We start from the raw sequence: 23,615 nt of genomic DNA on the forward strand, positions 1-23,615 counted from the left end.
AAAGCGCCTTGGCACCAAGCCTGGCGCGGACAGAACTGTGGGAGGGCAACCCCCCACATTTGGATCTGAATTGACTTCAGGTTTTTGTGCGGTCTTGGCTGACAAGAGGCATAGAAAGCACCCTGGCACCAAGCCTGGCGCGGACAAAACTGTGGGAGGGGGCTTGCCCCCGATAGCGGTGTATCAGCCATGGTTAGTTTGACTGACACACTGCCATGGGGGCAGGCCTCCTCCTACATTTGGATCTTCATTTATCTGAAGGTCAGTGGTGTTTCAGTAATTTGCTTTCCAGGTGATCCAGGTGTTGGGTCATCAGGGTCACTGCAGTGTTTGAGTCGCGCTGCTCAATCGCATCCACAATCGCCACATGCTCCTGCCACGCGCAATACGTGCAGGCTTTCGCTTCATATTGGGCGATGACCAGCGACGTCAACGGCACCAGGCTGTTGAGGAACTGCGCCAGTGGCGCATTGCCTGCCATCGCCGCCAATTGCAGATGAAACTCCCCGGACAACCGAATCGCCGGTCCACGCTGGTCGTGTTCGATGCACTCGCGCTCGCGGGCGATCAGCTCGCGCAGTTGGCGGATCTGTGTCGGGGTAGCCTGGGCGCAGGCCAGCTGTACCACGGTGATTTCGGTGATGCGCCGGGCTTCGAGGATGTGTCGGGTTTGCAGACTGTCCGGCGCGGCGACCTGGGCGCGCTGGTTGGGCCGCAGGATGATCACTTGCTGATGGGACAGCTTGGCCAGCACCCGGCGAATCACGCTGCGGCTCACGCCAAAGGTGTCGCCCAGGCCTTCTTCGGTAAAACGGCTGGAAGGAGCGATGCGTTGTTCGAGGATGGCATCGAACAACTGCGGGTAGATGTCGTCCACCGATGGCTTTTTACCGGCCACCAGGCGCAGGGCTGGCTGGATCGGGTCGCGTTGCAGGGCGTGAGCGGTCATGGACTGTCTCCAAAAAAATCAGCTGCCGAGAAGGTCGTCCGGAATGTTCAGTGCAATGCCCATGCGCAATCCTTCCTGCAGGATATGCCGGCGCATTTCGGCGCTGGCCAGGGCGCTGTTCTTGTTGCGTATCGCGCGCACCACGGCCTCGTTTTCCTGCAGGCGTTCGGCCAGGTGTTCAGGCGAGTTGCGCAATACCTGGGCGCTTTGCTTGAGGGCGTTGCGGGTCTGCTGCACCACGTTCTGGAAGATCGGGTTGGACGTCAGCGCGAACAGCTCCTCGTGGAAGTCGACGTAGGCGTTCATGCCGGCTTCGGCGTCACCGGCATCCAGGGCTTCGCGCATGTCCATCAGGGTCAGGCGCAACTGGCCGACTTCCTTGCTGCTGATGGACTGGGCCACCAGGCCGACGATAAAGGGTTCGAGGGTGTAGCGCAGTTGCAGGATATCTTCGAGGCTGGCGTCGGCTACGGCATCGCTCGACTGCGGTTCGCTGACGCTGGTTTCCAGCACGACCACGCCTTTGCCGGGCATGGAGCGCACCAGGCCCAGGGTTTCCAGCACGATCACAGCTTCACGCAGGCTGGGGCGGCTGATGCCCATCTGTTCGGCCAGTTCGCGCTGGCCGGGGAGCATTTCGCCGCGGCGCCATTGGCCTCGTGCCAGGGCGGCGCGGAGTTTTTCTACCACTGAATTGACGACGGTTGAGCTGCTGATCACGTCGATACTTCCTTAATGTTGCTAATACAGTCAGGTGGGAGGGAGCAAGCCCTCCCGCATCAGCCAGTGTTGCCCATGAGACAGCGTTAGAATTCCTGATGCGCCGGCAATACCGGTTTCTTGGCCTGGAAGGCATACCCTTGCTGGCCGTCCAACACCTTGTTGGCGCGTTGGATATCGATGTCTTTTTCCCAACGGGCAATGGCGACAGTGGCGACGCAGTTACCAATCAGGTTGGTCAGCGCGCGGCCGATGCCCATGAACCAGTCCACTGCCAGCACCAGCACCAGGCCTACCACCGGAATCGCCGGGATCGCCGTGAGGGTCGCCGCCAGAATCACCAGTGCGGAACCGGGAATGCCGTGGGCGCCCTTGGAGGTGATCAGCGACACCAGCAGGATGGTCAGCAGGTCGGTCATCGACAGCGGTGTGCCGGTGGCATTGGCGATAAATACGATGGCCAGGGTCAGGTAGATCGAGAACCCGTCGAGGTTGAACGAGTACCCGGTCGGAATCACCAGGCCCACGGTGGAGCTGCCGATGCCCAGGTGTTCCAGTTTGCGCATGATCTGTGGCAGCACGGCGTCGGACGATGCGGTGCCCATCACGATCAGCAACTCTTCGCGCAGGTACTTGAGCAACGGCAGCATGCGCAGGCCCGACAGGCGCATCACCACGCCGAGGACCAATCCCACAAAGGCAAAGCAGGTCAGGTAAAACAGGCCGACCAGGCTGCCCAAATGCTGCAGGGAGTCCAGGCCGTACGTGCTGGTGGTGAAGGCGATCGCGCCGAACACGCCGATCGGCGCCAGGCGCACGATCATGCCCATGATGCGGAAAATCACATGGCTCAGTTCGTTGATCAGTCGCGAGATACCCGACGCCGCTTCGCCCACCAGGTTCAACGCACTGCCGAACAGCACCGAGAACAGCAGGACTTGCAGCACGTTGTTGTCGGCAAAGGCGCCGATCACCGAGTTGGGGATCAGGTCCATCAGGAACTGGCTGGTGCCGCGGATGTGCTGGCCCTTGTCGGCCAGTTCATTAAGGCCGGCGGAGGAGAGCTGTTCCAAGTGGATGTTGGCGCCGGTGCCGATGCCGGTACTGAAGGCCATGACCAGGCCGATCACCAGGGCGATGGTGGTCAGCACTTCGAAATAGATCACCGACTTGAGGCCGATGCGCCCGACTTTTTTCAGGTCGCCGGCACCGGAAATGCCGCTGACCACCACGCAGAATACGATCAGGCCGATCAGCATTTTGATCAGCTTGATAAAGCCGTCGCCCAGGGGTTTGAGTTGCGAAGAGAATTCGGGAAGGGCCAGGCCGCAAACAACGCCTAGCATCAGGCCGATCACGACTTGCAGGAAAATCGAACGCGAGCACCATCTGAGCATGGGAGGGATCTCTATTCGGTGCCCTGGTGGTTCCAGGGCTTAATTGTTGTGGTCATACCGGTAAGTCCAGTGCGGGGCCAGTCTACGCCGGGTTTTTTTGAAATCACAAGTAATAATTCGGCGGTTGGCAGGTCCCGGTCTGACCAGTGGGTCGGTAAGGGCGATGCTTGAGCGGTTGGCGGCGTGCAAAATTTTTCGCTTATCATCCGGCGCTCGGCACAGAAGGGGGGCGAATGGACACACCAGGTTTGAGCACCGATAAGCATGGGCACCGACACTGCGCCTGGCGCGGTGCCGCGCCGGAGTACCTGCATTACCACGACCATGAGTGGGGCGTGCCGGTGGCCGATGACCGCCAGTTGTACGAGAAGATCTGCCTGGAAGGGTTTCAGGCGGGACTGGCGTGGATCACCATCCTGCGCAAGCGCGAGCAGTTTCGTGCGGCGTTCGACGGCTTTGATTTCCACCGCGTGGCGCAGTATGGCGAGGCGGATATCCCGCGCCTGATGCAGGACCCAGGCATCGTGCGTAATCGGGCCAAAATCGTTTCCACGATCAATAATGCACGCCGCGCGCGTGAGCTGGTGGAGGAGACCGGCTCGCTGGCGCAGTGGTTATGGGCCTTCGAGCCCGGCCCGGAAGAGCGCCCGGCCGTGGTGGACCTGGCTTACTGGACCGGCAACCCGACATCGCCGGCTTCGGTGCGTTTATCCAAGGCTTTGAAGAAACGTGGCTGGACGTTCGTGGGGCCGACCACAATGTATGCGCTGATGCAGGCGATGGGGATGGTCAATGATCATCTCGAAGGATGCGCATGTCGCCCGCGGATTGAAGCGCTGCGGTGCCAGTTCAAGCGCCCCTGAATTGCCGACTCGGCGCGGTTGAAACTGTGGGAGGAGGCTTAACCCCGATAGGCATGGGTATATCCATCGTCAGCAGAATATCGCGGACCTTGTCCAGGGCCGGGTCGATATCGAGCAGTTCAATGGCACCGAACCCGACAATCAAGCCTCTACGCACCGGCGCGTCATGAAAGAACACCTCCAGCGGGTACAAGCCGACGTCCACCTGCCGCGCCAGCTCCCTCAGCCGTGCAATATTTACCTGCACCTTGCACAGGGCAGCCAGGTGGAAACCGGCCACCGTGGGTATTGCTTCGAACCACGGCGACAGATCGCCCGCCAGGCGCTGCAGGATGCGTTCGCGGCGCGCGGCGTACACCGCGTGGCAGCGGCGTATGTGTTTGAGCAGATAGCCGTCGCTGATAAATTTGGCCAGCGCCCATTGCGGCAACGTGGAGCTGTGCTGGTCGGTCAGTTGCTTGGCCTTGAGCACCGCGCCGTGGATCGCCGGCGGCAGTACCACATAGCCCAGGCGTAATTCGGGCAGCAGGGTCTTGGAGAAGGTGCCCACGTAAGCCACTACCCCGCGGCCGTCCAGGCTTTGCAGCGAATCGGTAGGGCGGCCCTCGTAGCGGAATTCGCTGTCGTAGTCGTCCTCAATGATGATCGCGCCCAGCTCGAACGCCCGCGCCAGCAAGGCTTCGCGCCGCGCCGGGCTCATGGGCATGCCGAGGGGAAATTGATGCGAGGGCGTGACATAGATCAGCCGCGTGCCGTCGGGGATCTTGTCCACCTCAATGCCCTGGTCGTCCACCGGAACGCTGGCGACGCTGGCCCCCATCGCCATGAACAACTGCCGCGCGGGGCTGTAGCCGGGGTCTTCCATCGCGACGACGCTGCCCGGTTCCAGCACCACGCGGGCGAGCAGGTCCAGCGCCTGTTGCGCGCCGTTGGTGACCACTATGTCGCTGTCGCGGCAATTGACCCCGCGTGAAAATGCGATATGCCCGGCGATGGCGCTGCGCAATTCCGGCAGCCCTGCGGGTTGACTGTAGAACCCGCTGTGCTCGGCGATGCGCCGCAGGGCGTGCTGGGTGCAGCGGCGCCATTCATCCTGAGGGAACTGCTGACGGGTGGTGGCGCCGCCGATAAATTCATAGCGCAGGCGCTTGTCGCCGGCGGGGTGATGCATGGGGGAGGGCAGCGCTTGCCACTTCGCCAGGTTGGCGGCGCACGCGAGGTCGGTGGCGGCCTGCACGCGATCAGGCTGCGGCGCCCATGCGTTGACGAAGGTCCCACGGCCAATCCTGCCTACCAGCAGGCCTTCATAGGTCAACGTGGCGTAGGCATCGGACACGGTCTTGCGCGATAGGCCCAATTGCTTGGCCAGCAAGCGGCTGGGTGGCAGTTGCGCACCCGCCGCCAGGCGCCCGGCGCAGATGGCTTCACGCAACTGTTGATAAAGCTGGGCCGCCAGGTCTTTACGCCCGTTGATGATGAGGTGCAGTTCCATGTTTCATCCTGAGACAGATCGATCTGCGCCAAGGTTACCCGCAAATCGATCTGTCGCGCTGTGGCAGCACTCAGGACAGGAAACCACCGTCCACATTCAGCGACACACCGGTGGTGTAGCTCGACGCATCGCTGGCCAGAAACAGCACCGCGCCGGCCATCTCGCTGGGGGCGGCCACGCGTTTGAGGGGGATCTGTGCCAGGGCCATTTTCAGGATCGAGTCGTTCTTGACCAGTGCCGAGGCGAACTTGGTGTCGGTCAGGCCCGGCAGCAGCGCGTTGCAGCGAATGCCGAATTCGGCGCATTCCTTGGCGAACACCTTGGTCATGTTGATGACTGCCGCCTTGGTCACCGAGTAAATGCCCTGGAATATGCCGGGCGAGATGCCGTTGATCGAGGCCACGTTGATGATGCTGCCGCCGCCGTTTTCGCGCATCAGCTTGCCGGCTTCCACGGACATGAAGAAGTAGCCACGGATATTCACGTCCACGGTTTTCTGGAACGCGCCGAGGTCGGTGTCCAGCACGTTGCAGAATTGCGGGTTGGTCGCGGCGTTATTGACCAGGATATCCAGGCGCCCGAACTGCTCGCGAATGCCTGCGAACACGTGGCTGATCTGCTCCATTTCACCGATGTGGCAAGCCACCGCCGTGGCCTTGCCGCCGTCGGCGATGATCGCATCGGCTACGTGCTGACAGCCTTCGAGCTTACGGCTGGAGACGATTACGTGGGCGCCTTGCTGAGCCAGCAACTTGGCGATGGCCTCACCGATGCCACGGCTGGCGCCGGAGACAAACGCGATCTTGCCGTCGAGGTCGAACAGGTGGGTCTTGGACATGAGGGTTCCTTAGAGGGCTGATTTGCCGATGACATTCAGGCTCATTTGCTCGAGCAGTGCGTTCATCTGGATGAACTGCGCAAAGCGTTTGTCCTGGGTCTGGCCATGGAAGAAGCGGTAGTAGATCTGCTGCACGATGCCGGCCAGGCGGAACAGGCCGTAGGTGTAGTAGAAATCGAAGTTGTCGATCCGGATGCCCGAGCGCTCGGCGTAGTAGTCGACGAACTCGCGGCGGGTGAGCATGCCTGGCGCATTGCTCGGCTGGCGGCGCATCAATTGCACCGGTGCAGGGTCGGCGGCTTCGATCCAGTAGGCGAGGGAGTTGCCCAGGTCCATCAGCGGGTCGCCCAGGGTGGTCAGTTCCCAATCCAGCACGCCGATGATCTGCATCGGGTTATGCGGGTCGAGGATCACGTTGTCGAAGCGGTAGTCGTTATGCACGATGCTGGAGGTGGGGTGATCGGCCGGCATCTTGTCGTTGAGCCAGGCGCGTACCGCCTCCCACTTCGGCGCGTCGGGGGTCAGGGCTTTTTCGTAGCGCTCGCCCCAGCCGCGAATCTGCCGCGCCACGTAGCCTTCGGGCTTGCCCAGGTCGGCCAGGCCGCAAGCGCTGTAGTCCACCTGATGCAGTTCGACGAACTTGTCGATAAAGCTTTTGCACAGTGCTTCGGTCCTGGCGGCGTCCAGGCCCAGCTCGGCGGGCAGGTCGGAGCGCAGGATGATGCCGTTGACGCGTTCCATCACATAGAATTCGGCGCCGATCACCGACTCATCGGTGCAATGCACGTAGGCTTTGGGGCAGTACGGGAACCCGTCCTTGAGCTGGTTGAGAATGCGGAATTCACGGCCCATGTCGTGGGCGGACTTGGCTTTGTGCCCAAAGGGCGGGCGGCGCAGCACAAATTCCTGATCGGGGTATTCCAGCAGGTAAGTCAGGTTGGAGGCGCCACCGGGGAACTGGCTGATGGTAGGCGTGCCGTTCAACCCCGGGATATGGGCCTTGAGGTAGAGATCGATCAGGCCGGCATCGAGTTCTTCGCCGGGGCGAATCTGGGTGGATTGGTCGTTCAGCGCCATGCTTATCCCTTCTGCTTATTCTAAAGGCCTCGGACTATTGGCTAATCTAATGCGCGCCACCGCCCAGCCACAAGGTCGGGGCGGTTTAATAGGTTAGCGTGTTGCACGATGATCAACGTGCCTGATCGGTCATTTTGCGGGCGGGGGCAGGGCGACCGGGGTGAGCACCGGGCGCCCGGCGAAGTACTCCACCAGGTTGTCGGCCACGCGCTGTACGGTGTCATGCGCGGCTTCGGGCGACAGACCGGCGACATGGGAGGTGAGCACGGTATTGCCCAGGCGTTTGAGGGCGTCGGGCACCTTGGGTTCGTCGTCGAACACATCCAGGGCTGCGCCACCGATGCGGCGCTGTTCCAGGGCGGCAATCAGGTCGGCGGTGACCACCACGCTGCCGCGTCCGATATTCACCAGATAACCATGGGGCCCGAGGGCGTCCAGCACACGTCGGTCGATCAGGTGCCGGGTGCCGTCGCCGCCCGGCGTGGCCAGGATCAGGAAGTCTGCGGTGCGCGCCAGGTCCAGGGCCGTGGCGCAGTAGGTGTAGTCCACGTCATCCCGTGGTTGGCGATTGTGGTAACTGATCTCCATGCCAAAGCCCAGGGCCGCGCGCTTGGCGATCTCCAGGCCGACGGCGCCGAGCCCGAGAATACCCAACTGCTTGCCGCCCAGGGACGGGCGCATCACCTTGGGCCACTCGCCGCGCCGCACGGCTGCATCGTTCTGCGGGATACCCCGTACCAGTGACAGCAACAACGCCATGGCGTGGTCGGCCACCGATGGCGCGTTGACGCCGGCGCCATTGGTGACCACGATCCCGCGATTGCTGGCGGCCTGCAGGTCGACGTGTTCATAGCCGGCGCCGATCACGCAGATGATCTCCAGCAGCGGCAGCGCGGCGATTTCCTCGGCGTACAAGCCCAGCGGACCACGGGTCAGCACGGCCTGGATCTGCCCGCCGTGGGCCTTGATGGCGTGGGCGCGTTCGGCGGGCGTCGGGGCCAGGATCACATGAAAATCGTTACTCTCGATGATGGGCAGGTAGTCGTTGATGGTTTCAACCAGGACCAGGACAGTGGTGGTCATCGCAAGGCTCTTCCTTGGGGGTTAGAGAGCACCAGTATGCGGGATTTGTAAGACAGAGCGTTTTATCGGGAAGGAAAATTTACTGCTCGTAGGATCGGGCACGTTCGCCCCTGTGAGCGCCTGCACCGGTCAACCATTCCTCAGCTAAGTCTTTGCTTCTTCACGAGAATCCCGGACAATCCGGGCCCTTCTATGGTCGGGGCGCTGCCTGTCAGGTTTTTCTGACTCGTCCCGGCCGTGTAAATGCGGAGATCCGACCGGATGAATGATCAGGCCAATAGCGTCGATGAACGCTATGCAACGACACCTGCAACCCTCACGCGCTGGAGCCGCCAGGACACCACCTGGATGCTCGGCCTGTTCGGCACCGCCATCGGCGCCGGTACTTTGTTCTTGCCGATCAACGCGGGGCTGGGCGGCTTCTGGCCCCTGGTGATCCTGGCGCTGCTGGCATTCCCGATGACGTTCTTCGCCCACCGTGGCCTGACGCGGTTCGTGCTGTCCGGTCGTGAAGGCTCCGACATTACCGACGTGGTAGAGGAGCACTTCGGCATCAAGGCCGGGGCGCTGATCACGCTGCTGTACTTCTTTGCGATTTTCCCGATCCTGCTGATCTACAGCGTGGCGCTGACCAACACCGTCAGTAGCTTCATGGAACACCAGTTGCACATTCTGCCGCCGCCACGGGCGATCCTGTCGTTCGTGCTGATCCTGGGCCTGCTGGCCGTGGTGCGCTGCGGCGAGCAGGTGATCGTCAAGGCCATGAGCCTGATGGTGTATCCGTTTATCGTCGCCTTGCTGTTTTTGGCGGTGTACCTGGTGCCGCACTGGACCGGTGGCATCCTCAGCACCGCCCGCGAGGTGCCGGCGCCGGCGGCGTTGCTCAATACGTTGTGGCTGGCGATTCCGGTGATGGTGTTCTCGTTCAACCACTCGCCGATCATCTCGGCGTTTGCGGTGGATCAGAAGCGCCAGTACGGCGCCCATGCCGATGAGCGCAGCTCGCAGATCCTGTCCCGCGCGCACCTGTTGATGGTGGCGATGGTGTTGTTCTTTGTGTTCAGCTGCGTGCTGACCCTGTCGCCGGCCCAGTTGGCCGAAGCCAAGGCGCAGAACCTGTCGATCCTGTCGTACCTGGCCAACCACTTCAACAACCCGACCATCGCATTTGCTGCGCCGTTGATCGCGTTTGTGGCGATCGCCAAGTCGTTTCTGGGGCACTACATCGGTGCCAGCGAAGGCCTCAAGGGCCTGGTGCTCAAAACCGGTCGCCGCCCGGCCGCCAAAACCCTGGACCGCATGACCGCCGCCTTCATGCTGGTGGTGTGCTGGATCGTCGCCACGCTCAATCCCAGCATCCTCGGCATGATCGAGACGCTGGGCGGCCCGGTGATTGCGTCGATCCTGTTCCTGATGCCGATGTACGCCATTCGCAAAGTACCGGCCATGGCCAAGTACCGTGGGCAGGCCTCCAACGTGTTTGTCACGGCGGTCGGTTTGGTGGCGATTACGGCGTTGGTGTATTCGCTGATGGCTTAAGTGGTGTGGGAGGGGGCTTGACCTCTCCCACCATTGTTTTGCCTTGAGTAATGGCTTGTTCCAGACATAAAAAAACGCCGCGTATCTTGCGATACGCGGCGTTTTTCACATCAACACACCGTTAAGCTTGCAGCACCGGGATGTTGGCGCTGGCCGCGATCTTGCGGAACTCGGCGATCTGGTCGAAGTTCAGGTAGCGGTAGACGTCGCTGGCCATGGTGTCCAGCTTGGCCGCGTAACCCATGTACTCCTCGACGGTCGGCAGGCGACCCAGGGTGGAAGCGACTGCCGCCAGCTCAGCCGAAGCCAGATAGACGTTCGCGCCGTCACCCAGACGGTTCGGGAAGTTACGGGTCGAAGTCGACACCACGGTGGAGTTCGGTTCTACCCGTGCCTGGTTACCCATGCACAGCGAGCAGCCCGGCATTTCCATGCGTGCGCCAGCCTTGCCGTAGATGCCGTAGTAGCCTTCTTCGGTCAGTTGGTGAGCGTCCATTTTGGTCGGCGGCGACAGCCACAGACGGGTTGGCAGCTGACCCTTGACCTGTTCCAGCAACTTACCGGCAGCGCGGAAGTGACCGATGTTGGTCATGCACGAACCGATGAACACTTCGTCGATCTTCTCGCCGGCAACGCTGGACAGCAGACGGGCATCGTCCGGGTCGTTCGGTGCGCAGAGGATCGGCTCGTTGATCTCGGCCAGGTCGATCTCGATGATTTCGGCGTATTCGGCGTCGGCATCGGCTTCCATCAGCTCCGGGTTGGCGACCCAGGCTTCCATCGCTTGGGCGCGACGTTCCAGAGTGCGCGCATCGCCGTAGCCTTCACCGATCATCCAGCGCAGCAGGGTGATGTTGGAGTTCAGGTACTCGGTGATGGACTCTTTGGACAGCTTGATAGTGCAACCGGCAGCCGAACGTTCGGCCGAGGCGTCGGACAGCTCGAACGCCTGCTCCAGGGTCAGGTCGTTCAGGCCTTCGATTTCCAGGATGCGGCCGGAGAAGGCGTTTTTCTTGCCTTTCTTCTCTACGGTCAACAGGCCAGCCTGGATCGCGTAGTAAGGAATGGCATGAACCAGGTCACGCAGGGTGATGCCAGGTTTCATTTTGCCTTTGAAGCGCACCAGGATCGATTCCGGCATGTCCAGCGGCATGACGCCGGTGGCGGCGGCGAACGCGACCAGACCGGAACCTGCCGGGAACGAGATGCCCATCGGGAAACGGGTGTGGGAGTCGCCACCGGTGCCGACGGTGTCCGGCAGCAGCATGCGGTTCAGCCAGCTGTGGATGATGCCGTCGCCTGGACGCAGCGACACGCCGCCACGGGTCATGATGAAGTCAGGCAGGGTGTGGTGGGTGGTCACGTCGATCGGCTTTGGATAGGCCGCGGTGTGGCAGAAGGACTGCATCACCAGGTCGGTCGAGAAGCCCAGGCACGCCAGGTCTTTGAGTTCGTCACGGGTCATCGGACCGGTGGTGTCCTGGGAACCCACGGTGGTCATCTTCGGTTCGCAGTAGGTGCCTGGACGCACGCCTTTGCCTTCCGGCAGGCCGCACGCCTTGCCGACCATCTTCTGCGCCAGGGTGAAGCCTTTGCCGGTATCGACCGGGGCTTCTGGCAGCTTGAACAGATCGGTCGGGCCCAGGCCCAGCTCGGCACGCGCTTTTTCGGTCAGGCCACGGCCGATGATCAGCGGGATACGGCCGCCGGCGCGGACTTCGTCCAACAGCACCGGGGTCTTCATTTCGAAGGTGGTCAGGACTTCGTCGGTGCCGTGTTTGCAGACTTTGCCGGCATGCGGGTACAGGTCGATCACGTCGCCCATGTGCATGTTGGTGACGTCGAATTCGATTGGCAGTGCGCCGGCATCTTCCATGGTGTTGTAGAAGATCGGAGCGATCTTGCTGCCGAAGCAGAAACCACCGGCGCGCTTGTTCGGTACGTAAGGCACGTCGTCGCCGAAGAACCACAGTACGGAGTTGGTGGCGGATTTACGCGACGAACCGGTACCGACCACGTCACCGACGTAGGCGATCGGGAAGCCTTGGCCGCGCATCTCTTCGATCTGCTTCATCGGGCCGGTCTTGCCTTGCTCGTCCGGCACGATGCCTTCGCGCGCCATTTTCAGCATGGCCAGGGCGTGCAGCGGGATATCAGGGCGGGACCAGGCGTCCGGGGCAGGGGACAGGTCGTCGGTGTTGGTTTCGCCGGTGACCTTGAACACGCGCAGGCTGATCTTGTCGGCCAGGGTCGGACGGTTCTTGAACCACTCGCCATCGGCCCAGGACTGCAGCACGGCTTTAGCGTGTTGGTTGCCGTTCTTGGCTTTTTCAGCAACGTCGTGGAAGGCATCGAACATCAGCAGGGTGTGCTTGAGTTGAGCGGCGGCAACAGGTGCCAGCTCGGCATCGTCGAGCAGCTCGACCAGGGTCACGATGTTGTAGCCGCCCTGCATGGTGCCAAGCAGCTCAACGGCGCGTTTCTTGTCGATCAGGGGGGAAGTGGCTTCGCCCTTGGCCAGGGCGGACAGGAAACCGGCCTTGACGTAGGCAGCTTCGTCAACGCCTGGTGGAATGCGGTTGGTGATCAGGTCAACGAGGAATTCTTCTTCGCCAGCCGGAGGATTTTTCAGCAGCTCGACCAGGCCTGCGGTTTGTTCGGCATTAAGCGGCTGGGGAACGATACCCAGGGCTGCACGCTCTTCGATATGTTTGCGGTAGGCTTCAAGCACAGTTATTACCCTCATCAGTGGTCCCACGGGACGCTCATCCAGAAATGATCGGCACGCGTGCGCTCGGGGGCTTTTTGGGCCGCAAAGCCAGCGCTGCCGGCATTTCTCACAGAAGCTGCTTTCAAAGTTTTACGCCTGCAGAACGGAGCTGATGAGGGTTGGCGCTGATGCTCGACCTACCGGGTCGTTCACCATCGCCAACACCGTTCTGAAGGAACGACTGTGCTCGTGACGCTTTGAAAACAGCTTCCAGCGGATTATTGGCGCCTTACAAGGCCGGATGATTCTACGGCAAAAAAAATTTAAAGGTAAGTTGCCATGTCACGTTTGCCGGGTGATCAACCTTAGACAAAGGGCTAACATGGCGCACTGTTTCACTGATTTGCGTGCCGCCGCCCATGTCCAACCAAACCATCAAAACCCCCTGCGTAGGCCTGTGCTCCACCGTTTACGGCGACCTCGTTTGCCGTGGCTGCAAGCGCTTCCACCATGAAGTGATCCAGTGGAACGGCTATAACGAAGAAGAAAAACGCGCGGTCTGGCTGCGGTTGGAGCACCTGCTGGTGCAGGTGATGGCCGGCAAGCTGGAAGTGTTCGACCCTGGCAAACTGCGCGGGCAACTGGAGCAGCGCAAGATCCGTTTTGTGCCGCACCAGTCCGCGTACTGTTGGGCGTACCAGTTGATTGCTCGCGGGGCGCGGGTGATCAATAACCTGGAGGCGTACGGCATGGTGCTGTTGCCGGAGTTTCGCGAGTGGGCCTTGCCGGAACTGCGCGATGCCATCGACCGTGAGTTCTTTATCCTCTCCGAGGCCCATTACCAGCGCTATATCGCCCCGGCCTTCTTGAACGATGCACTCGCTGACTAACAACACACATCCAAATGGGGGAGGGTCTTGCCCCCACCCACATTGGATCTCGGTGGTAGGGGGGAGTCGGCGTCAGGCCTTGGTCGCCAGTGCCCCCAGGTCATCCATCAAGGTCTGCGGCTTGAGCACCAGTACATCGCTGTCCACCGCGTCCAGTATCACCTCCGCCGTATTACCGATCAGCGCTCCGGAAATGCCGGTGCGCCCCACTGTGCCGATGATGGTCACGGCCGCTTTCAGTGTGTGGGCAAGATGGGGGATCAATACGTCCGCCGGGCCCTCTTCGACGTGCAGGTGTGCGTCATCCACATCGAATTCAGCCTGGAACGCCTTGCACTGCTCGCGATAACGCGCCTCGATGGTTTCCTTGAGCTGGAACGTCGGGTCCGCCGCCGACAGCATCGGCGAAGGATGGGCGCTGATCACATGCAACTGCGCCTTGGCCAGACTGGCGATGTCGAAGCCATGGTCGATGATCGCGTGATGCAGTTCGCGGTGTTCTGCGTCGTTGTTGCCCACATCAATCGCCGCCAGAATCACCCCGCCCGCCCAAGGCGTGGACGTCTTCACCAGCAGCACCGGCGTCGGGCACACGCGCAACAGTTTCCAGTCCGCCGGCGTCAGCAGCGCCTTTTTAAGCGGGCTGTCGGGAAAGTGCTGCTTGATCACCAGCCCACAGCCTTCGGCCTGCTGCACGTCGATAATGGTGTCATGCAGGCTTTCATTCCACGCCTGCTCGGTGGTCACGCTGTAACCGTCTTCCTGCAAGCCGGCCTTGAGCAGGCTCAACAGCGCCGAATGCTCGTGTTTCCTGTCGCAGATCAGCAAATGCAAGTGCGCGCCGGTGACCCCGGCGATCAGCTTGGCGCGCTTGAGGGCCAGGCTTTCCGAATGCGCGGGCTCGATGACCACCAGGATGCTGCGAATGGCTTGCATGATCGGATCTCCAAAAGGGTGAGCGTGGAACAACTATAGTTGCTGCCCGCCGGACGTCATGTTGATGCACATCAAGCCCGGTGGCTGGTGGTCTGCGGCGCGGTCGGTATAATCGCCACCCTTTTGTGATCCTTTGCCCGTGAGCCCGATGAACCTGCCCGAAATCCACGAATTCCTCGGTTGCCGTACCCCTGGCGCCTGGGTCCAGGCCGCGTTGGCCGATCAGGACACCCTGTTGATCGACCACAAGAACTGTGAATTCAAGGCCGCCAGCACCGCGCTTAGCCTCATGGCCAAGTACTACGCCCATGTTGACCTGATCAACATGATGTCGCGCCTGGCCCGGGAAGAACTCGTGCATCACGAGCAGGTCATGCGCCTGATGAAAAAGCGCAAAGTGGAACTGCGCCAACTGCACGCCGGGCGTTATGCCTCGGGGCTGCGCAAAGTGGTGCGCAGCCATGAGCCGGTCAAGCTGGTGGACACTCTGGTGGTCGGCGCGTTTATCGAGGCGCGCAGTTGCGAGCGTTTCGAAGCGCTGGTGCCGCATTTGGACGAAGAACTCGGCAAGTTCTACTTTGGCCTGCTCAAAAGCGAAGCGCGGCATTTCCAGGGCTATTTGAAATTGGCCTACCAGTATGGCGACGCCGGGGACATTGCCCAGGTGATCGAGCGGGTAAGGGCGGCGGAGCAGGAACTGATCGAGTCACCCGACATCGAGTTCCGCTTTCACAGTGGCGTGCCAGCCTGACGCTACCGCGACGCCGATCAGCGCGGTGATCCCGGTCAGTAACAGGATCACCGTTTGCGTGCCGACAGGCGCGGCCAGCAGCGCAACCATCAAGCCCGCCAAGGGTTGGGCGAGGTTGTTGAGCAGGGTGATCACGCCTACGGTCTTGCCGAAGTCCTGCACCGGAATCACCCGCTGCCGGGTACTGCGCAGGTACACATTGAACATCTTGTCAAAGCCTGTGATCAGCAGGAAACCCAGGGTGTAGGCCCACACATCCGGGCTGATCGCCGTGATCAGCGCACCGACGGCAATCATTGAATAGCCCAGCCCGCCCATGAGCTTCATGGGCAATGCCGAGTGAGCCAGATAGAACAGAATCCCGATGGTGACCAGCGCCCCGGCAGCCTGGAGCAGGGCGTAGCTGTCCTTGCCGGCGCCGAACTGGCCGGTGACCATGGCCGCCGAGGTCGCCAGCGTTACGCCGACGATCAGGTTGACGCCGACCGCCAGGGTGATGATGCGCTTGAGTGCCGCCAACCGACCTATGTGGCCGAAGGCGATGCGCAGCGGCTGCAGCCAGATATCGCCGTGCTGGGCATGGCTCGGTAGGTGGATTGTGGTGTGGCGCTGCCAGATCAACATGGCCAGATCGGCCACCACGAACAACCCGGCCACGCCTGCCACCACCCACGGCCAGCTCCAGACTTGCAGCAGCAGCGCCGCCAGCAGCGGGCCGAGCACCAGGCCGCTCTGATCGGCAATCTGTGAATAGGACAGGGTCTTGGCGTAGCTGTACTGTGGGAAACCATGGGGCATCACCACTTCCCGCGCCATGATGCCCAGGGTCGTCAGCACCCCGCACAGCGCCGACAGGATCACCAGCCAATAAATGCCATCGAACAGCCCATACAACGCTACCGTCACCGCGCACGCCAGTGCCCGGTAGACCTGGCTGATATGCAGGATGCGCACCGGTGAAAACTTATCGCACAACGCCCCGCACACCGGGAACGCCAGGTAGCGCGGCAGCGACTCGCAAAAAAACGCCAGGCCCGCCCAGGCCACGCTGCCGGTGGTCTGGAACACGATCAGGGGCACGATAAACAACAGAACCTGATCCGCCAGCCGCGACACAAACAGTGAGATGAAGAACGCCAGGTAATCCTTACGCATACAGCTCCCTGGGGTTGGCGTTAAAAACTGCGGGCTATTTGTTAAAAACTCTTAAAAACATGAAGCTTGCCCTGTGGGGAGTTGGCCGACCACTCAAGTGGTGCAGCTTGCCATCTATAATGCCCGCTCTTCAATCAATCGCCGTTTGCACACTGAGAACCTATGGAAAACCTGGGGCTGGGCAAGGTTCTGCTGGTCGAGGACGACGAGCGACTGGCAGGGCTGATCGCACATTTTTTGTCGCAGCATGGCTTTGACGTGCGAGTGGTGCACCGGGGCGACGAGGCCCTGGAAGCCTTTCTGGATTTCACCCCGAAGATGGTGGTGCTCGACCTGATGCTGCCGGGCCAGAGCGGCCTGCAGGTGTGCCGTGAAATCCGTCGCGTGTCGGACACACCGATTGTGATCCTCACCGCCAAGGAGGACGACCTGGACCATATCCTGGGCCTGGAGTCCGGCGCCGACGACTACGTGATCAAGCCGATCAAACCCCCCGTGCTGCTGGCGCGCCTGCGTGCGCTGCAACGCAGGCAGGCGCCCGAGCCCACGGTACGTGGCGCGCTGGCGTTCGGCCGGTTGGCCATCGACCGCAGTTGCCGGGTGGTCAGCCTGGGCGACGAGCGCATCGACCTGACCACCATGGAGTTCGAACTGCTCTGGCTGCTGGCCAGCAACGCCGGCAGCATCCTGTCGCGCGATGACATTCTCAACCGCATGCGCGGTATCGCCTTCGACGGGCTCAACCGCAGCGTCGACGTGTACATCAGCAAGCTGCGCGCCAAGCTCAACGACAACCCTCGCGAACCGGTCTGCATCAAGACCATTTGGGGCAAGGGCTACCTGTTCAATCCGTTTGCGTGGGAGGTCTAGGTGCTGCGACTTTACCTGCGTCTGTATCTGATCCTGGCGTTGGGGCTGGCGGGCGCGATCTGGCTGGTCAACTACACCTTCGACGAGTTGCTGCCCGAGGCCAACGAAACCTACAACCGCGAGGCCCTGCGTGGCCCGGCTTACGGCCTGGTGGAACAATTGCGGCCGCTGCCCGTTACACAGCGCCAGGCTCGGCTTGCTGAGCTGCAACCTTATTACGGGCTGCGTCTGCAACTGGTGCTCAAGGATGCTCAGGCACTGACGGCACGCGAGCAAGCGCTGCTGGCCGAGGGGCGGCTGGTGGTACGTGGCGACTTTATGGAGTTCCTCGCCGATATTGACGGTGGCCCGCAATTGCTGGAGATCAAGCTGCCGGAAGAGCCTAAATGGCTGTATATGTGGGCCTATGGGTTTCTCGGCGTGTGCCTGGCCGTTGTCCTGTATTTTTGGGTGCGCCCGCATTGGCGCGATCTGGAGCACATCCGCCTGGCCGCCCAACGCTTTGGTGATAACGACCTCGGCTCACGTATCCTGCTGCCGCGCCGTTCCACCGTGCGCGAGCTGGCCGGCCACTTCAATCAGATGGCCGAGCGCATCGAAAGCCTGATCGCCAATCAGCGCGAACTCACTAACGCGGTATCCCATGAACTGCGCACGCCGATCGCGCGGCTGTCGTTCGAACTCGACCAGCTCAAGCAACAGGCCGACCCACGCCAGCGCGGCGAGCTGATTGCCGACATGTACGCCGACCTGGGCGAGCTGGAAGAGATGGTCTCGGAGTTGCTCACCTACGCCAGCCTGGAGCGAGGCGCCACGCAGGTAACCCGCGAGCGCATCGAAGCCCACAGCTGGCTCGACAGCGTTATCGCCAGCGTGGCGCTGGAGGCCGAAGCGGCCGGCGTCCAGTTATCGCTGCGGGTGTGTGAGGTGGACTTTATCCAGATTGAGCCGCGCTTTATGGCTCGCGCGGTGATCAACCTGTTGCGCAACGCCATCCGTTACGCCGAGCGGCGGGTACAGGTGTCGCTGATCGCGTTCGGTAGCGGCTATGAAGTGCGTGTATGTGACGACGGCCCCGGCGTGCCCGAGGACGGCCGCGCGAAAATCTTCCAGCCGTTCATGCGCCTGGACGCCAGTCGCGACCGTCGCACCGGCGGCTTCGGCCTCGGCCTGGCCCTGGTGCAACGGGTGTCCCAGTGGCATGGAGGGCAGGTCGAGGTGCAGGATTCGGAGTGGGGCGGGGCGTCGTTTCGCATGACCTGGGCTTACGCCGAATAACAGCGATGGCGCCCGAGCCAGTTAGGGTGCCAGCGCGCTCAGGATCGCATGCGCCACCTTTACCCGCTCAGCGTTCGGGTAATTCCTGTTCGCCAGGATCACCACGCCTTTGTCCTGGGCTGGCACATACGCGACGTACGCGCCAAAACCGCCGGTGGAACCGGTTTTGTTGTACAGCACATTGGCCGGTTGCGCGTGGGGCGTGGCAAACCAACCGACCGCGTGGGGTTGCATGGCCATCGGCGTGGAGTTGCCGTCGATCAGGGCCTGCAGCGCGATGGGGTAAGGGTAGTACTCCCAGCCCAGAGCTTGGGTCATGCCGTCTACTTGGTAATAACCGCTATGGGCGGTAGCGATGGCTTGTTGCAGCGGTTGCTCCAGGGTTTGCGGGTGCATGTTCGCGATGACGTAATGCGCCAGGTCACGGGCGGTGGTCTTGATGCCATAGGCTTCGCTGTCCAGCGCGCCAGGGGAAACGCGCACGGGCTTGTCCTGCTTGTCATAGCCCTGGGCGTAACGAGGTTTTTGCTCGTCTGGCACGTTTACGTAGGTGTTTTTCAGGCCTAGTTTGGGCAGCAGCGTCTGCTCCATGGCGACGTGGTAAGGCTGCCCCAGGCTTCGCGCGGCCAGATAGCCGAACAGGCCGATGCTCGGGTTGGAATACAACCGCTGCGTGCCGGGGGCGTAGGCGGGTGTCCAGTGCTGGAAGTAGCTGAGCATGTTGTCGGCATTGTCGGCGGCCTGGGGAAACTGCAACGGCAGGCCGCCCGCGGTGTAGGTCGCCAATTGCAGCAGGCTGATACGTTCTAGGGCGCTGCCCTTGAGAGTCGGCAGGTGCTGGGCGGCCGGGTCCGTGAGCTTAAGTTTGCCGGTAGCCTGGGCGTAGCCGCCAAGCGTGGCGGCGAAGGTTTTACTGACCGAACCCACTTCAAACAGCGTGTTTTCGGTCACGGGCTGTCGCGTGTCTCTGGAAGCGAGACCGTAATTAAAGTATTGCACCTGGCCTTTGTGGATCACTGCCACCGAAAGACCGGTGATGCCTTGCTGCTGCATCAGCGGTTCGACGCTGGCGTTGACCACGGGGCGCAGGTCCGAATCGGCCAGACAGTGACCGGCGCTGAGCAGCAGGCTAGAGAGGGCGAGTGATCGTACGGAGTGACGCATGGTGGTTGGCTTCCCTAATAAGTGGTGCGATAACAATCAAGGCCTGCGCAGGCGCCGCAAATCTAGGTGGATTTCACTGACTGGACAAACGATGATATCTCGTCCCAGCCATTAGAAAAATTTGGGCTAGCTGATGTTGCGTTCCCATTTGCCCCTTAATGCCCTGCGCGCCTTCGAGGCTTCGGCTCGCCACCTGAGCTTTACCCGCGCCGCCATCGAGCTGTGCGTTACCCAGGCGGCGGTCAGCCATCAGGTAAAAAGCCTGGAAGCCCAACTCAATGTCACTTTGTTCAAGCGCCTGCCGCGCGGGCTCATGCTCACCCGCGAAGGCGAAACCCTGCTGCCGGTGCTGCGTGAATCCTTCGACCGCATCGCCCAGACCCTGGGGCAGTTCGAAGGCGGGCATTACCGCGAAGTGCTGACCGTGGGTGCGGTGGGCACCTTCGCGGTGGGCTGGCTGTTGCCGCGCCTTTCGGACTTTCAGAAGTGTTACCCGTTGATCGACCTGCGCCTGTCCACCCACAACAACCGTGTCGATGTGGCTGCCGAAGGCCTGGATTACGCGGTACGTTTCGGCGCCGGTGCCTGGCATGGCACCGATGCCTGCCACGTGCTGGCGGCGCCGCTGACGGTGCTGTGCATCCCGGCGATCGCCGAGCACCTGCACGCGCCGCACGACCTGTTGAAGCACACGCTGCTGCGCTCCTACCGCGCCGATGAATGGAACCTGTGGTTTCACGCCGCTGGGTTGCCCGCCGATACCCTTGTGCCACGCAGTATCGTGTTCGACTCTTCGCTGGCGATGATGGATGCCGCGTTGCAGGGGATCGGGGTGGCGTTGGCACCGGCGGTGATGTTTGCGCGGCAATTGGAAAACGATCTGATTCGCCAGCCTTTCGACGTGGGCATTACCACCGGCAGCTACTGGTTGACGCGCCTGCAGTCCAGGGCCGAGACAACGGCGATGCTGGCGTTCAAGGGCTGGCTGCAAACCCAGGCCGGTGAGGGCGAAGCTGTCCTTCTGCCATCTTCTTGAAACAAAATGAAACATTCTCGCTGGCTCGGCGATCTACTGTGGCCCCGACCTGAGGCTGTTCATGAAAATTCCGCGCCCCTCCGCCCGCATGCCGCACCTGACTCAACTACGCAATCTGAAGATGGCGCGCTCGGCCCACGCCTATGTGCGGGGCAGCACCGTGCAATTCTACGAGTGGCTGCACAGCCTGCCCGGACGCCGCTTGCCCCATGGCCCGGCGATTTGGATCTGTGGCGACTGCCACGCCGGTAATCTGGGCCCGACCGGGGACACCGACGGCCGCATCGACATGCATATCCGCGACCTCGACCAAACGGTGATCGGCAACCCGGCCCATGACCTGGTGCGCCTGGCCCTGTCCCTGGCCACGGCCGCGCGTGGCTCGGACCTGCCAGGGGTGACCACCGCACGCATGCTCGAAGAAATGATGCAGGGTTACGAACAAGCCTTCAAAGACAAGCCGGACGAAGCCCCGCCACGCCCCTCCCAGGTCAAGGCCGGCATGCGCAGCGCGGTGGCGCGTACCTGGAAGCATTTGGCGCGTGAACGGATCGAGAGCGTGCGGCCGACGATCCCGCTGGGCAAACACTTCTGGTCGCTGTCGCGGGCGGAAAAAAGTGCGTTGGAAAACGTCTGCGCCTCGGATGACATTCAGCAGTTGGTCACCTCGCTCAAGGGGCGGCCCAAGGATGCCAAGGTCGAGTTGCTGGACTCGGCGTATTGGGTCAAGGGCTGCAGTTCCCTCGGGCTGCTGCGTTATGCGGTGTTGCTCGGTGTGGGTGACAAAGATGATCAGGAGTACTGCCTGATCGATATCAAGGAAGCCGTGGGCGCGGCGGCACCCCGTGCGTCCCGGGCGAAGATGCCACGAGACAATGGTCGCCGCGTGGTTGAGGGCGCGCGTCAGTTGTCGCCGGGATTGGGCGAACGCATGGTGGCGACGCGCTTTTTGGACCATGGTTTTTTTATCCGGGAACTGCTGCCCCAGGACATGAAGCTAGAACTGGACGAACTGAGCGAAACCGACGCCATGCACGCCGCCGGTTACCTGGCCCGCGTGGTCGGCATCGCCCACGCCCGACAGATGGACCGCGCCACCCGCAAGGCCTGGATGGCGGTCCTCCAGGAGAACCGCACCCGGCAACTGGACGCGCCGTCGTGGTTATGGACCAGCGTGGTGCAACTGGTAGGCAGCCATGAGCAAGGCTACCTCAACCACTGCCGGCGATATGCCCTGGAACACTGACCCTCAGCTTGCTGTTATGAGCAGGGCAAGCCTGCTCACTGCAAGAAGCGTTTTATGTTCCAGCTCCAGGCGGGCAACCCCGCTCACAGTCGCTCTCACGCCAGGTATTTGCGAAACCACCCCAATGTGCGCTCCCACGCCAGGGTCGCCGCCGCGTCGTCGTAACGCGGTGTCGAGTCGTTGTGAAAGCCATGGTTGGCGCCCTGGTAGATATACGCCTCATAGAGGGTTCCGGCCGCCTTCAACGCGTGTTCATAGGCCGGCCAGCCTTCGTTGATGCGCGTGTCCAGCTCGCCGAAGTGCAGCATGATCGGCGCCTTGATGCGTGCAACGTCCTTCGTGTCCGGTTGGCGCCCATAAAACGACACAGCAGCGCCCAGTTCGGGATAGGCCACCGCGGCCGCATTGGTTACCCCGCCGCCATAACAGAAACCGGTGATACCGACCTTACCGTTGCCGCTGTCGTGCTTCATCAGCCATTCGATGGCCGCGAAGAAATCGTTCATCAGTTTGGTCGGGTCGACTTGCTCTTGCAGCGCCTTGCCTTTTTCATCATTGCCGGGGTAACCGCCGACCGAGGTCAGGCCGTCCGGCGCCAGGGCGATGAATCCGGCCTTGGCCAGGCGCCGCGCGACGTCTTCGATATAGGGGTTCAAACCGCGATTTTCATGCACCACCACCACCGCCGGCAGCTTGCCGCTGGCATGTGTCGGGCGCACCAGATAGCCGCGTACTGTGCCGTGGCCCTGGGGCGAGGGGTAGGTGATGTAGTCGGCGACGATGGCAGGGTCGGTGAATTTCACCTGTTCGGCCAGGGCATAGTCGGGGCTCAGCGCCGCCAGCAACGCCGACGCGGTCAGCCCGCCGAAAGTGAACAGCGCAGCGCGGTCGAGAAACTCGCGACGGTTGATCGTGCCATGGGCATAGCCGTCATAGAGTTGCAGCAGTTCGGGGGCGAAGTCTTTGGCGCTCAAGCGTTCCATCGATGCAGTCCTCGCTAAACGGTGGCAGTGAAAGGTACCCGGATTCAGTCGGTGCGACCGTGGGCAGCGGCGGCCAACTGGCCGGTATCGACACGCACAAATACCGAATCGCCGATGGCCGTGAGTACGCCGCCGGCGTACACCTCGCAGATCACCTGGGTTTTGCGCCCGACATCGCCCTCGACCCGCGCGCGTAAGGTCAGCGGTACGCCCATGGGGGTGGGCTTGATGAATTTGATGCCCAGGTTGCCGGTGACGCAGTCGATGCGCGGCACGCTGCCGGGTTCGCGTTGTTCGGCCTGGTAGTGATAAGCCATGGCGGTCCAGTTGGAGTGGCAGTCCACCAGCATCGCGATCAGGCCGCCATACACCAAGTCCGGCCAGCCGCAATAGCGGGCGTCCGGCTGGTGCTCGGCAATCACATGGACGCGGTCTTCATCCCAGCGGCTCTTGATGTGCAGGCCGTGGGGGTTGCTGCTGCCGCAGCCGTAACAGACGCCTTCCGGCGCGGTGGTGTCCTGCAATGAAGGGGCGTGCATGTCGCATCCTTTTATTCCGTGGCGATAACTCTGTTTAGCAGGACAAACGAGGAATGGGAATAAAACGCTGAGGTAATGATGCCGCCCAGAGACGGTGTA

At 61.9% G+C, this 23,615-nt stretch carries 20 protein-coding genes and 1 pseudogene; 8 read left to right on the forward strand and 13 right to left on the reverse strand.

Going from position 1 to position 23,615, the window contains the following annotated elements; all coding sequences use genetic code 11:
- Positions 1-262: 262 nt before the first annotated feature.
- The 3 genes from QRN10_RS22505 to QRN10_RS22515 form a co-directional block, all read right to left on the reverse strand.
- On the reverse strand, positions 263-949 hold the full coding sequence (locus QRN10_RS22505; protein ID WP_181077939.1) for a GntR family transcriptional regulator: 687 nt from the start codon (positions 947-949) through the stop codon (positions 263-265).
- Positions 950-967: 18 nt separating this feature from the next.
- Positions 968-1,669, reverse strand: a complete 702-nt coding sequence (locus tag QRN10_RS22510; protein WP_285429181.1) for a FadR/GntR family transcriptional regulator — start codon at positions 1,667-1,669, stop codon at positions 968-970.
- Positions 1,670-1,755: 86 nt separating this feature from the next.
- Positions 1,756-3,081 (reverse strand): C4-dicarboxylate transporter DctA, encoded by a 1,326-nt coding sequence (locus tag QRN10_RS22515; protein WP_181077978.1) that lies wholly within the window; start codon positions 3,079-3,081, stop codon positions 1,756-1,758.
- 218 nt (positions 3,082-3,299) lie between these two features.
- Here QRN10_RS22515 and QRN10_RS22520 point away from each other — a divergent pair, with 218 nt between their 5' ends.
- A complete protein-coding gene (locus QRN10_RS22520; RefSeq protein ID WP_285429182.1) occupies positions 3,300-3,929 on the forward strand; it encodes a DNA-3-methyladenine glycosylase I in 630 nt (209 codons plus the stop codon).
- A gap of 73 nt (positions 3,930-4,002) precedes the next feature.
- Here QRN10_RS22520 and pdxR read toward each other — a convergent pair.
- The 4 genes and pseudogenes from pdxR to QRN10_RS22540 all read right to left on the reverse strand — a co-directional run.
- Positions 4,003-5,421: pseudogene (pdxR, locus tag QRN10_RS22525) on the reverse strand (MocR-like pyridoxine biosynthesis transcription factor PdxR); the annotation flags it as partial.
- A 70-nt stretch (positions 5,422-5,491) separates the two neighbouring features.
- On the reverse strand, positions 5,492-6,259 hold the full coding sequence (locus tag QRN10_RS22530) for an SDR family oxidoreductase (protein WP_181077932.1): 768 nt from the start codon (positions 6,257-6,259) through the stop codon (positions 5,492-5,494).
- A 9-nt stretch (positions 6,260-6,268) separates the two neighbouring features.
- Positions 6,269-7,336: a phosphotransferase family protein gene (locus QRN10_RS22535; RefSeq protein WP_285429183.1), complete on the reverse strand. Its 1,068-nt coding sequence runs from the start codon at positions 7,334-7,336 to the stop codon at positions 6,269-6,271.
- Between the two features lie 129 nt (positions 7,337-7,465).
- Positions 7,466-8,419: a 2-hydroxyacid dehydrogenase gene (locus QRN10_RS22540; protein ID WP_181077928.1), complete on the reverse strand. Its 954-nt coding sequence runs from the start codon at positions 8,417-8,419 to the stop codon at positions 7,466-7,468.
- 261 nt (positions 8,420-8,680) lie between these two features.
- On the opposite strand from QRN10_RS22540, the gene QRN10_RS22545 reads away from it, so the two are divergent.
- Entirely contained in the window at positions 8,681-9,958 is a 1,278-nt protein-coding gene (locus tag QRN10_RS22545; protein WP_253507963.1) for a serine/threonine transporter, read from the forward strand.
- Positions 9,959-10,079: 121 nt separating this feature from the next.
- On the opposite strand, the gene acnB is transcribed toward QRN10_RS22545, so the two are convergent.
- The gene (gene acnB, locus QRN10_RS22550) at positions 10,080-12,689 is read right to left on the reverse strand and encodes a bifunctional aconitate hydratase 2/2-methylisocitrate dehydratase (protein ID WP_253511851.1); all 2,610 of its coding nucleotides are present in this window, start codon (positions 12,687-12,689) and stop codon (positions 10,080-10,082) included.
- 398 nt (positions 12,690-13,087) lie between these two features.
- Here acnB and QRN10_RS22555 point away from each other — a divergent pair, with 398 nt between their 5' ends.
- Positions 13,088-13,558 (forward strand): DUF1289 domain-containing protein, encoded by a 471-nt coding sequence (locus tag QRN10_RS22555; RefSeq protein WP_181077924.1) that lies wholly within the window; start codon positions 13,088-13,090, stop codon positions 13,556-13,558.
- Positions 13,559-13,630: 72 nt separating this feature from the next.
- On the opposite strand, the gene uspL is transcribed toward QRN10_RS22555, so the two are convergent.
- On the reverse strand, positions 13,631-14,494 hold the full coding sequence (uspL, locus tag QRN10_RS22560) for a universal stress protein UspL (protein WP_285429184.1): 864 nt from the start codon (positions 14,492-14,494) through the stop codon (positions 13,631-13,633).
- 148 nt (positions 14,495-14,642) lie between these two features.
- Here uspL and QRN10_RS22565 point away from each other — a divergent pair, with 148 nt between their 5' ends.
- Entirely contained in the window at positions 14,643-15,245 is a 603-nt protein-coding gene (locus tag QRN10_RS22565) for a MiaE family protein (RefSeq protein WP_285429185.1), read from the forward strand.
- On the opposite strand, the gene QRN10_RS22570 is transcribed toward QRN10_RS22565, so the two are convergent.
- The gene (locus tag QRN10_RS22570) at positions 15,201-16,400 is read right to left on the reverse strand and encodes an MFS transporter (protein WP_285429186.1); all 1,200 of its coding nucleotides are present in this window, start codon (positions 16,398-16,400) and stop codon (positions 15,201-15,203) included. The two genes, QRN10_RS22565 and QRN10_RS22570, sit on opposite strands and share 45 nt — an antisense overlap.
- 162 nt (positions 16,401-16,562) lie before the next feature.
- Between QRN10_RS22570 and QRN10_RS22575 the strand changes: the two genes are divergently transcribed.
- On the forward strand, positions 16,563-17,270 hold the full coding sequence (locus QRN10_RS22575) for a winged helix-turn-helix domain-containing protein (protein WP_181077916.1): 708 nt from the start codon (positions 16,563-16,565) through the stop codon (positions 17,268-17,270).
- On the forward strand, positions 17,271-18,548 hold the full coding sequence (locus QRN10_RS22580; protein ID WP_181077914.1) for an ATP-binding protein: 1,278 nt from the start codon (positions 17,271-17,273) through the stop codon (positions 18,546-18,548). It begins immediately after the preceding gene.
- A gap of 21 nt (positions 18,549-18,569) precedes the next feature.
- Here QRN10_RS22580 and ampC read toward each other — a convergent pair whose 3' ends face one another.
- Complete coding sequence (gene ampC / locus QRN10_RS22585; RefSeq protein WP_253507955.1) at positions 18,570-19,712, reverse strand: class C beta-lactamase; 1,143 nt, start codon at positions 19,710-19,712, stop codon at positions 18,570-18,572.
- Between the two features lie 133 nt (positions 19,713-19,845).
- Here ampC and QRN10_RS22590 point away from each other — a divergent pair, with 133 nt between their 5' ends.
- A complete protein-coding gene (locus QRN10_RS22590; protein WP_285429187.1) occupies positions 19,846-20,748 on the forward strand; it encodes a LysR family transcriptional regulator in 903 nt (300 codons plus the stop codon).
- Positions 20,749-20,809: 61 nt separating this feature from the next.
- Positions 20,810-21,994 (forward strand): DUF2252 domain-containing protein, encoded by a 1,185-nt coding sequence (locus QRN10_RS22595; RefSeq protein ID WP_181077908.1) that lies wholly within the window; start codon positions 20,810-20,812, stop codon positions 21,992-21,994.
- 95 nt (positions 21,995-22,089) lie between these two features.
- Here the strand turns inward: QRN10_RS22595 and yghX are convergent, their stop codons facing one another.
- Positions 22,090-22,977 carry a YghX family hydrolase gene (gene yghX / locus QRN10_RS22600; RefSeq protein WP_285429188.1) on the reverse strand — a complete coding sequence of 296 codons (888 nt, stop codon included), beginning with the start codon at positions 22,975-22,977 and terminating at the stop codon, positions 22,090-22,092.
- Between the two features lie 44 nt (positions 22,978-23,021).
- A complete protein-coding gene (locus tag QRN10_RS22605) occupies positions 23,022-23,516 on the reverse strand; it encodes a PaaI family thioesterase (RefSeq protein ID WP_266249652.1) in 495 nt (164 codons plus the stop codon).
- Positions 23,517-23,615 lie beyond the last annotated feature (99 nt).

The organism is Pseudomonas sp. lyk4-R2A-8 (assembly GCF_030209095.1).
In the GTDB taxonomy this organism is placed as follows: Bacteria; Pseudomonadota; Gammaproteobacteria; order Pseudomonadales; family Pseudomonadaceae; genus Aquipseudomonas; species Aquipseudomonas quebecensis.

Bases quoted from the DNA above. Each gene is read 5' to 3' on its own strand.
- QRN10_RS22555 (WP_181077924.1), top strand. From the start codon at position 13,088: ATGTCCAACCAAACCATCAAAACCCCCTGCGTAGGCCTGTGCTCCACC.
- uspL (WP_285429184.1), bottom strand. From the start codon at position 14,494: ATGCAAGCCATTCGCAGCATCCTGGTGGTCATCGAGCCCGCGCATTCG.
- QRN10_RS22565 (WP_285429185.1), top strand. From the start codon at position 14,643: ATGAACCTGCCCGAAATCCACGAATTCCTCGGTTGCCGTACCCCTGGC.
- QRN10_RS22540 (WP_181077928.1), bottom strand. From the start codon at position 8,419: ATGACCACCACTGTCCTGGTCCTGGTTGAAACCATCAACGACTACCTG.
- QRN10_RS22505 (WP_181077939.1), bottom strand. From the start codon at position 949: ATGACCGCTCACGCCCTGCAACGCGACCCGATCCAGCCAGCCCTGCGC.
- QRN10_RS22595 (WP_181077908.1), top strand. From the start codon at position 20,810: ATGAAAATTCCGCGCCCCTCCGCCCGCATGCCGCACCTGACTCAACTA.
- yghX (WP_285429188.1), bottom strand. From the start codon at position 22,977: ATGGAACGCTTGAGCGCCAAAGACTTCGCCCCCGAACTGCTGCAACTC.
- QRN10_RS22535 (WP_285429183.1), bottom strand. From the start codon at position 7,336: ATGGCGCTGAACGACCAATCCACCCAGATTCGCCCCGGCGAAGAACTC.
- ampC (WP_253507955.1), bottom strand. From the start codon at position 19,712: ATGCGTCACTCCGTACGATCACTCGCCCTCTCTAGCCTGCTGCTCAGC.
- QRN10_RS22530 (WP_181077932.1), bottom strand. From the start codon at position 6,259: ATGTCCAAGACCCACCTGTTCGACCTCGACGGCAAGATCGCGTTTGTC.
- QRN10_RS22605 (WP_266249652.1), bottom strand. From the start codon at position 23,516: ATGCACGCCCCTTCATTGCAGGACACCACCGCGCCGGAAGGCGTCTGT.
- QRN10_RS22590 (WP_285429187.1), top strand. From the start codon at position 19,846: ATGTTGCGTTCCCATTTGCCCCTTAATGCCCTGCGCGCCTTCGAGGCT.
- QRN10_RS22570 (WP_285429186.1), bottom strand. From the start codon at position 16,400: ATGCGTAAGGATTACCTGGCGTTCTTCATCTCACTGTTTGTGTCGCGG.
- QRN10_RS22545 (WP_253507963.1), top strand. From the start codon at position 8,681: ATGAATGATCAGGCCAATAGCGTCGATGAACGCTATGCAACGACACCT.
- QRN10_RS22575 (WP_181077916.1), top strand. From the start codon at position 16,563: ATGGAAAACCTGGGGCTGGGCAAGGTTCTGCTGGTCGAGGACGACGAG.
- QRN10_RS22520 (WP_285429182.1), top strand. From the start codon at position 3,300: ATGGACACACCAGGTTTGAGCACCGATAAGCATGGGCACCGACACTGC.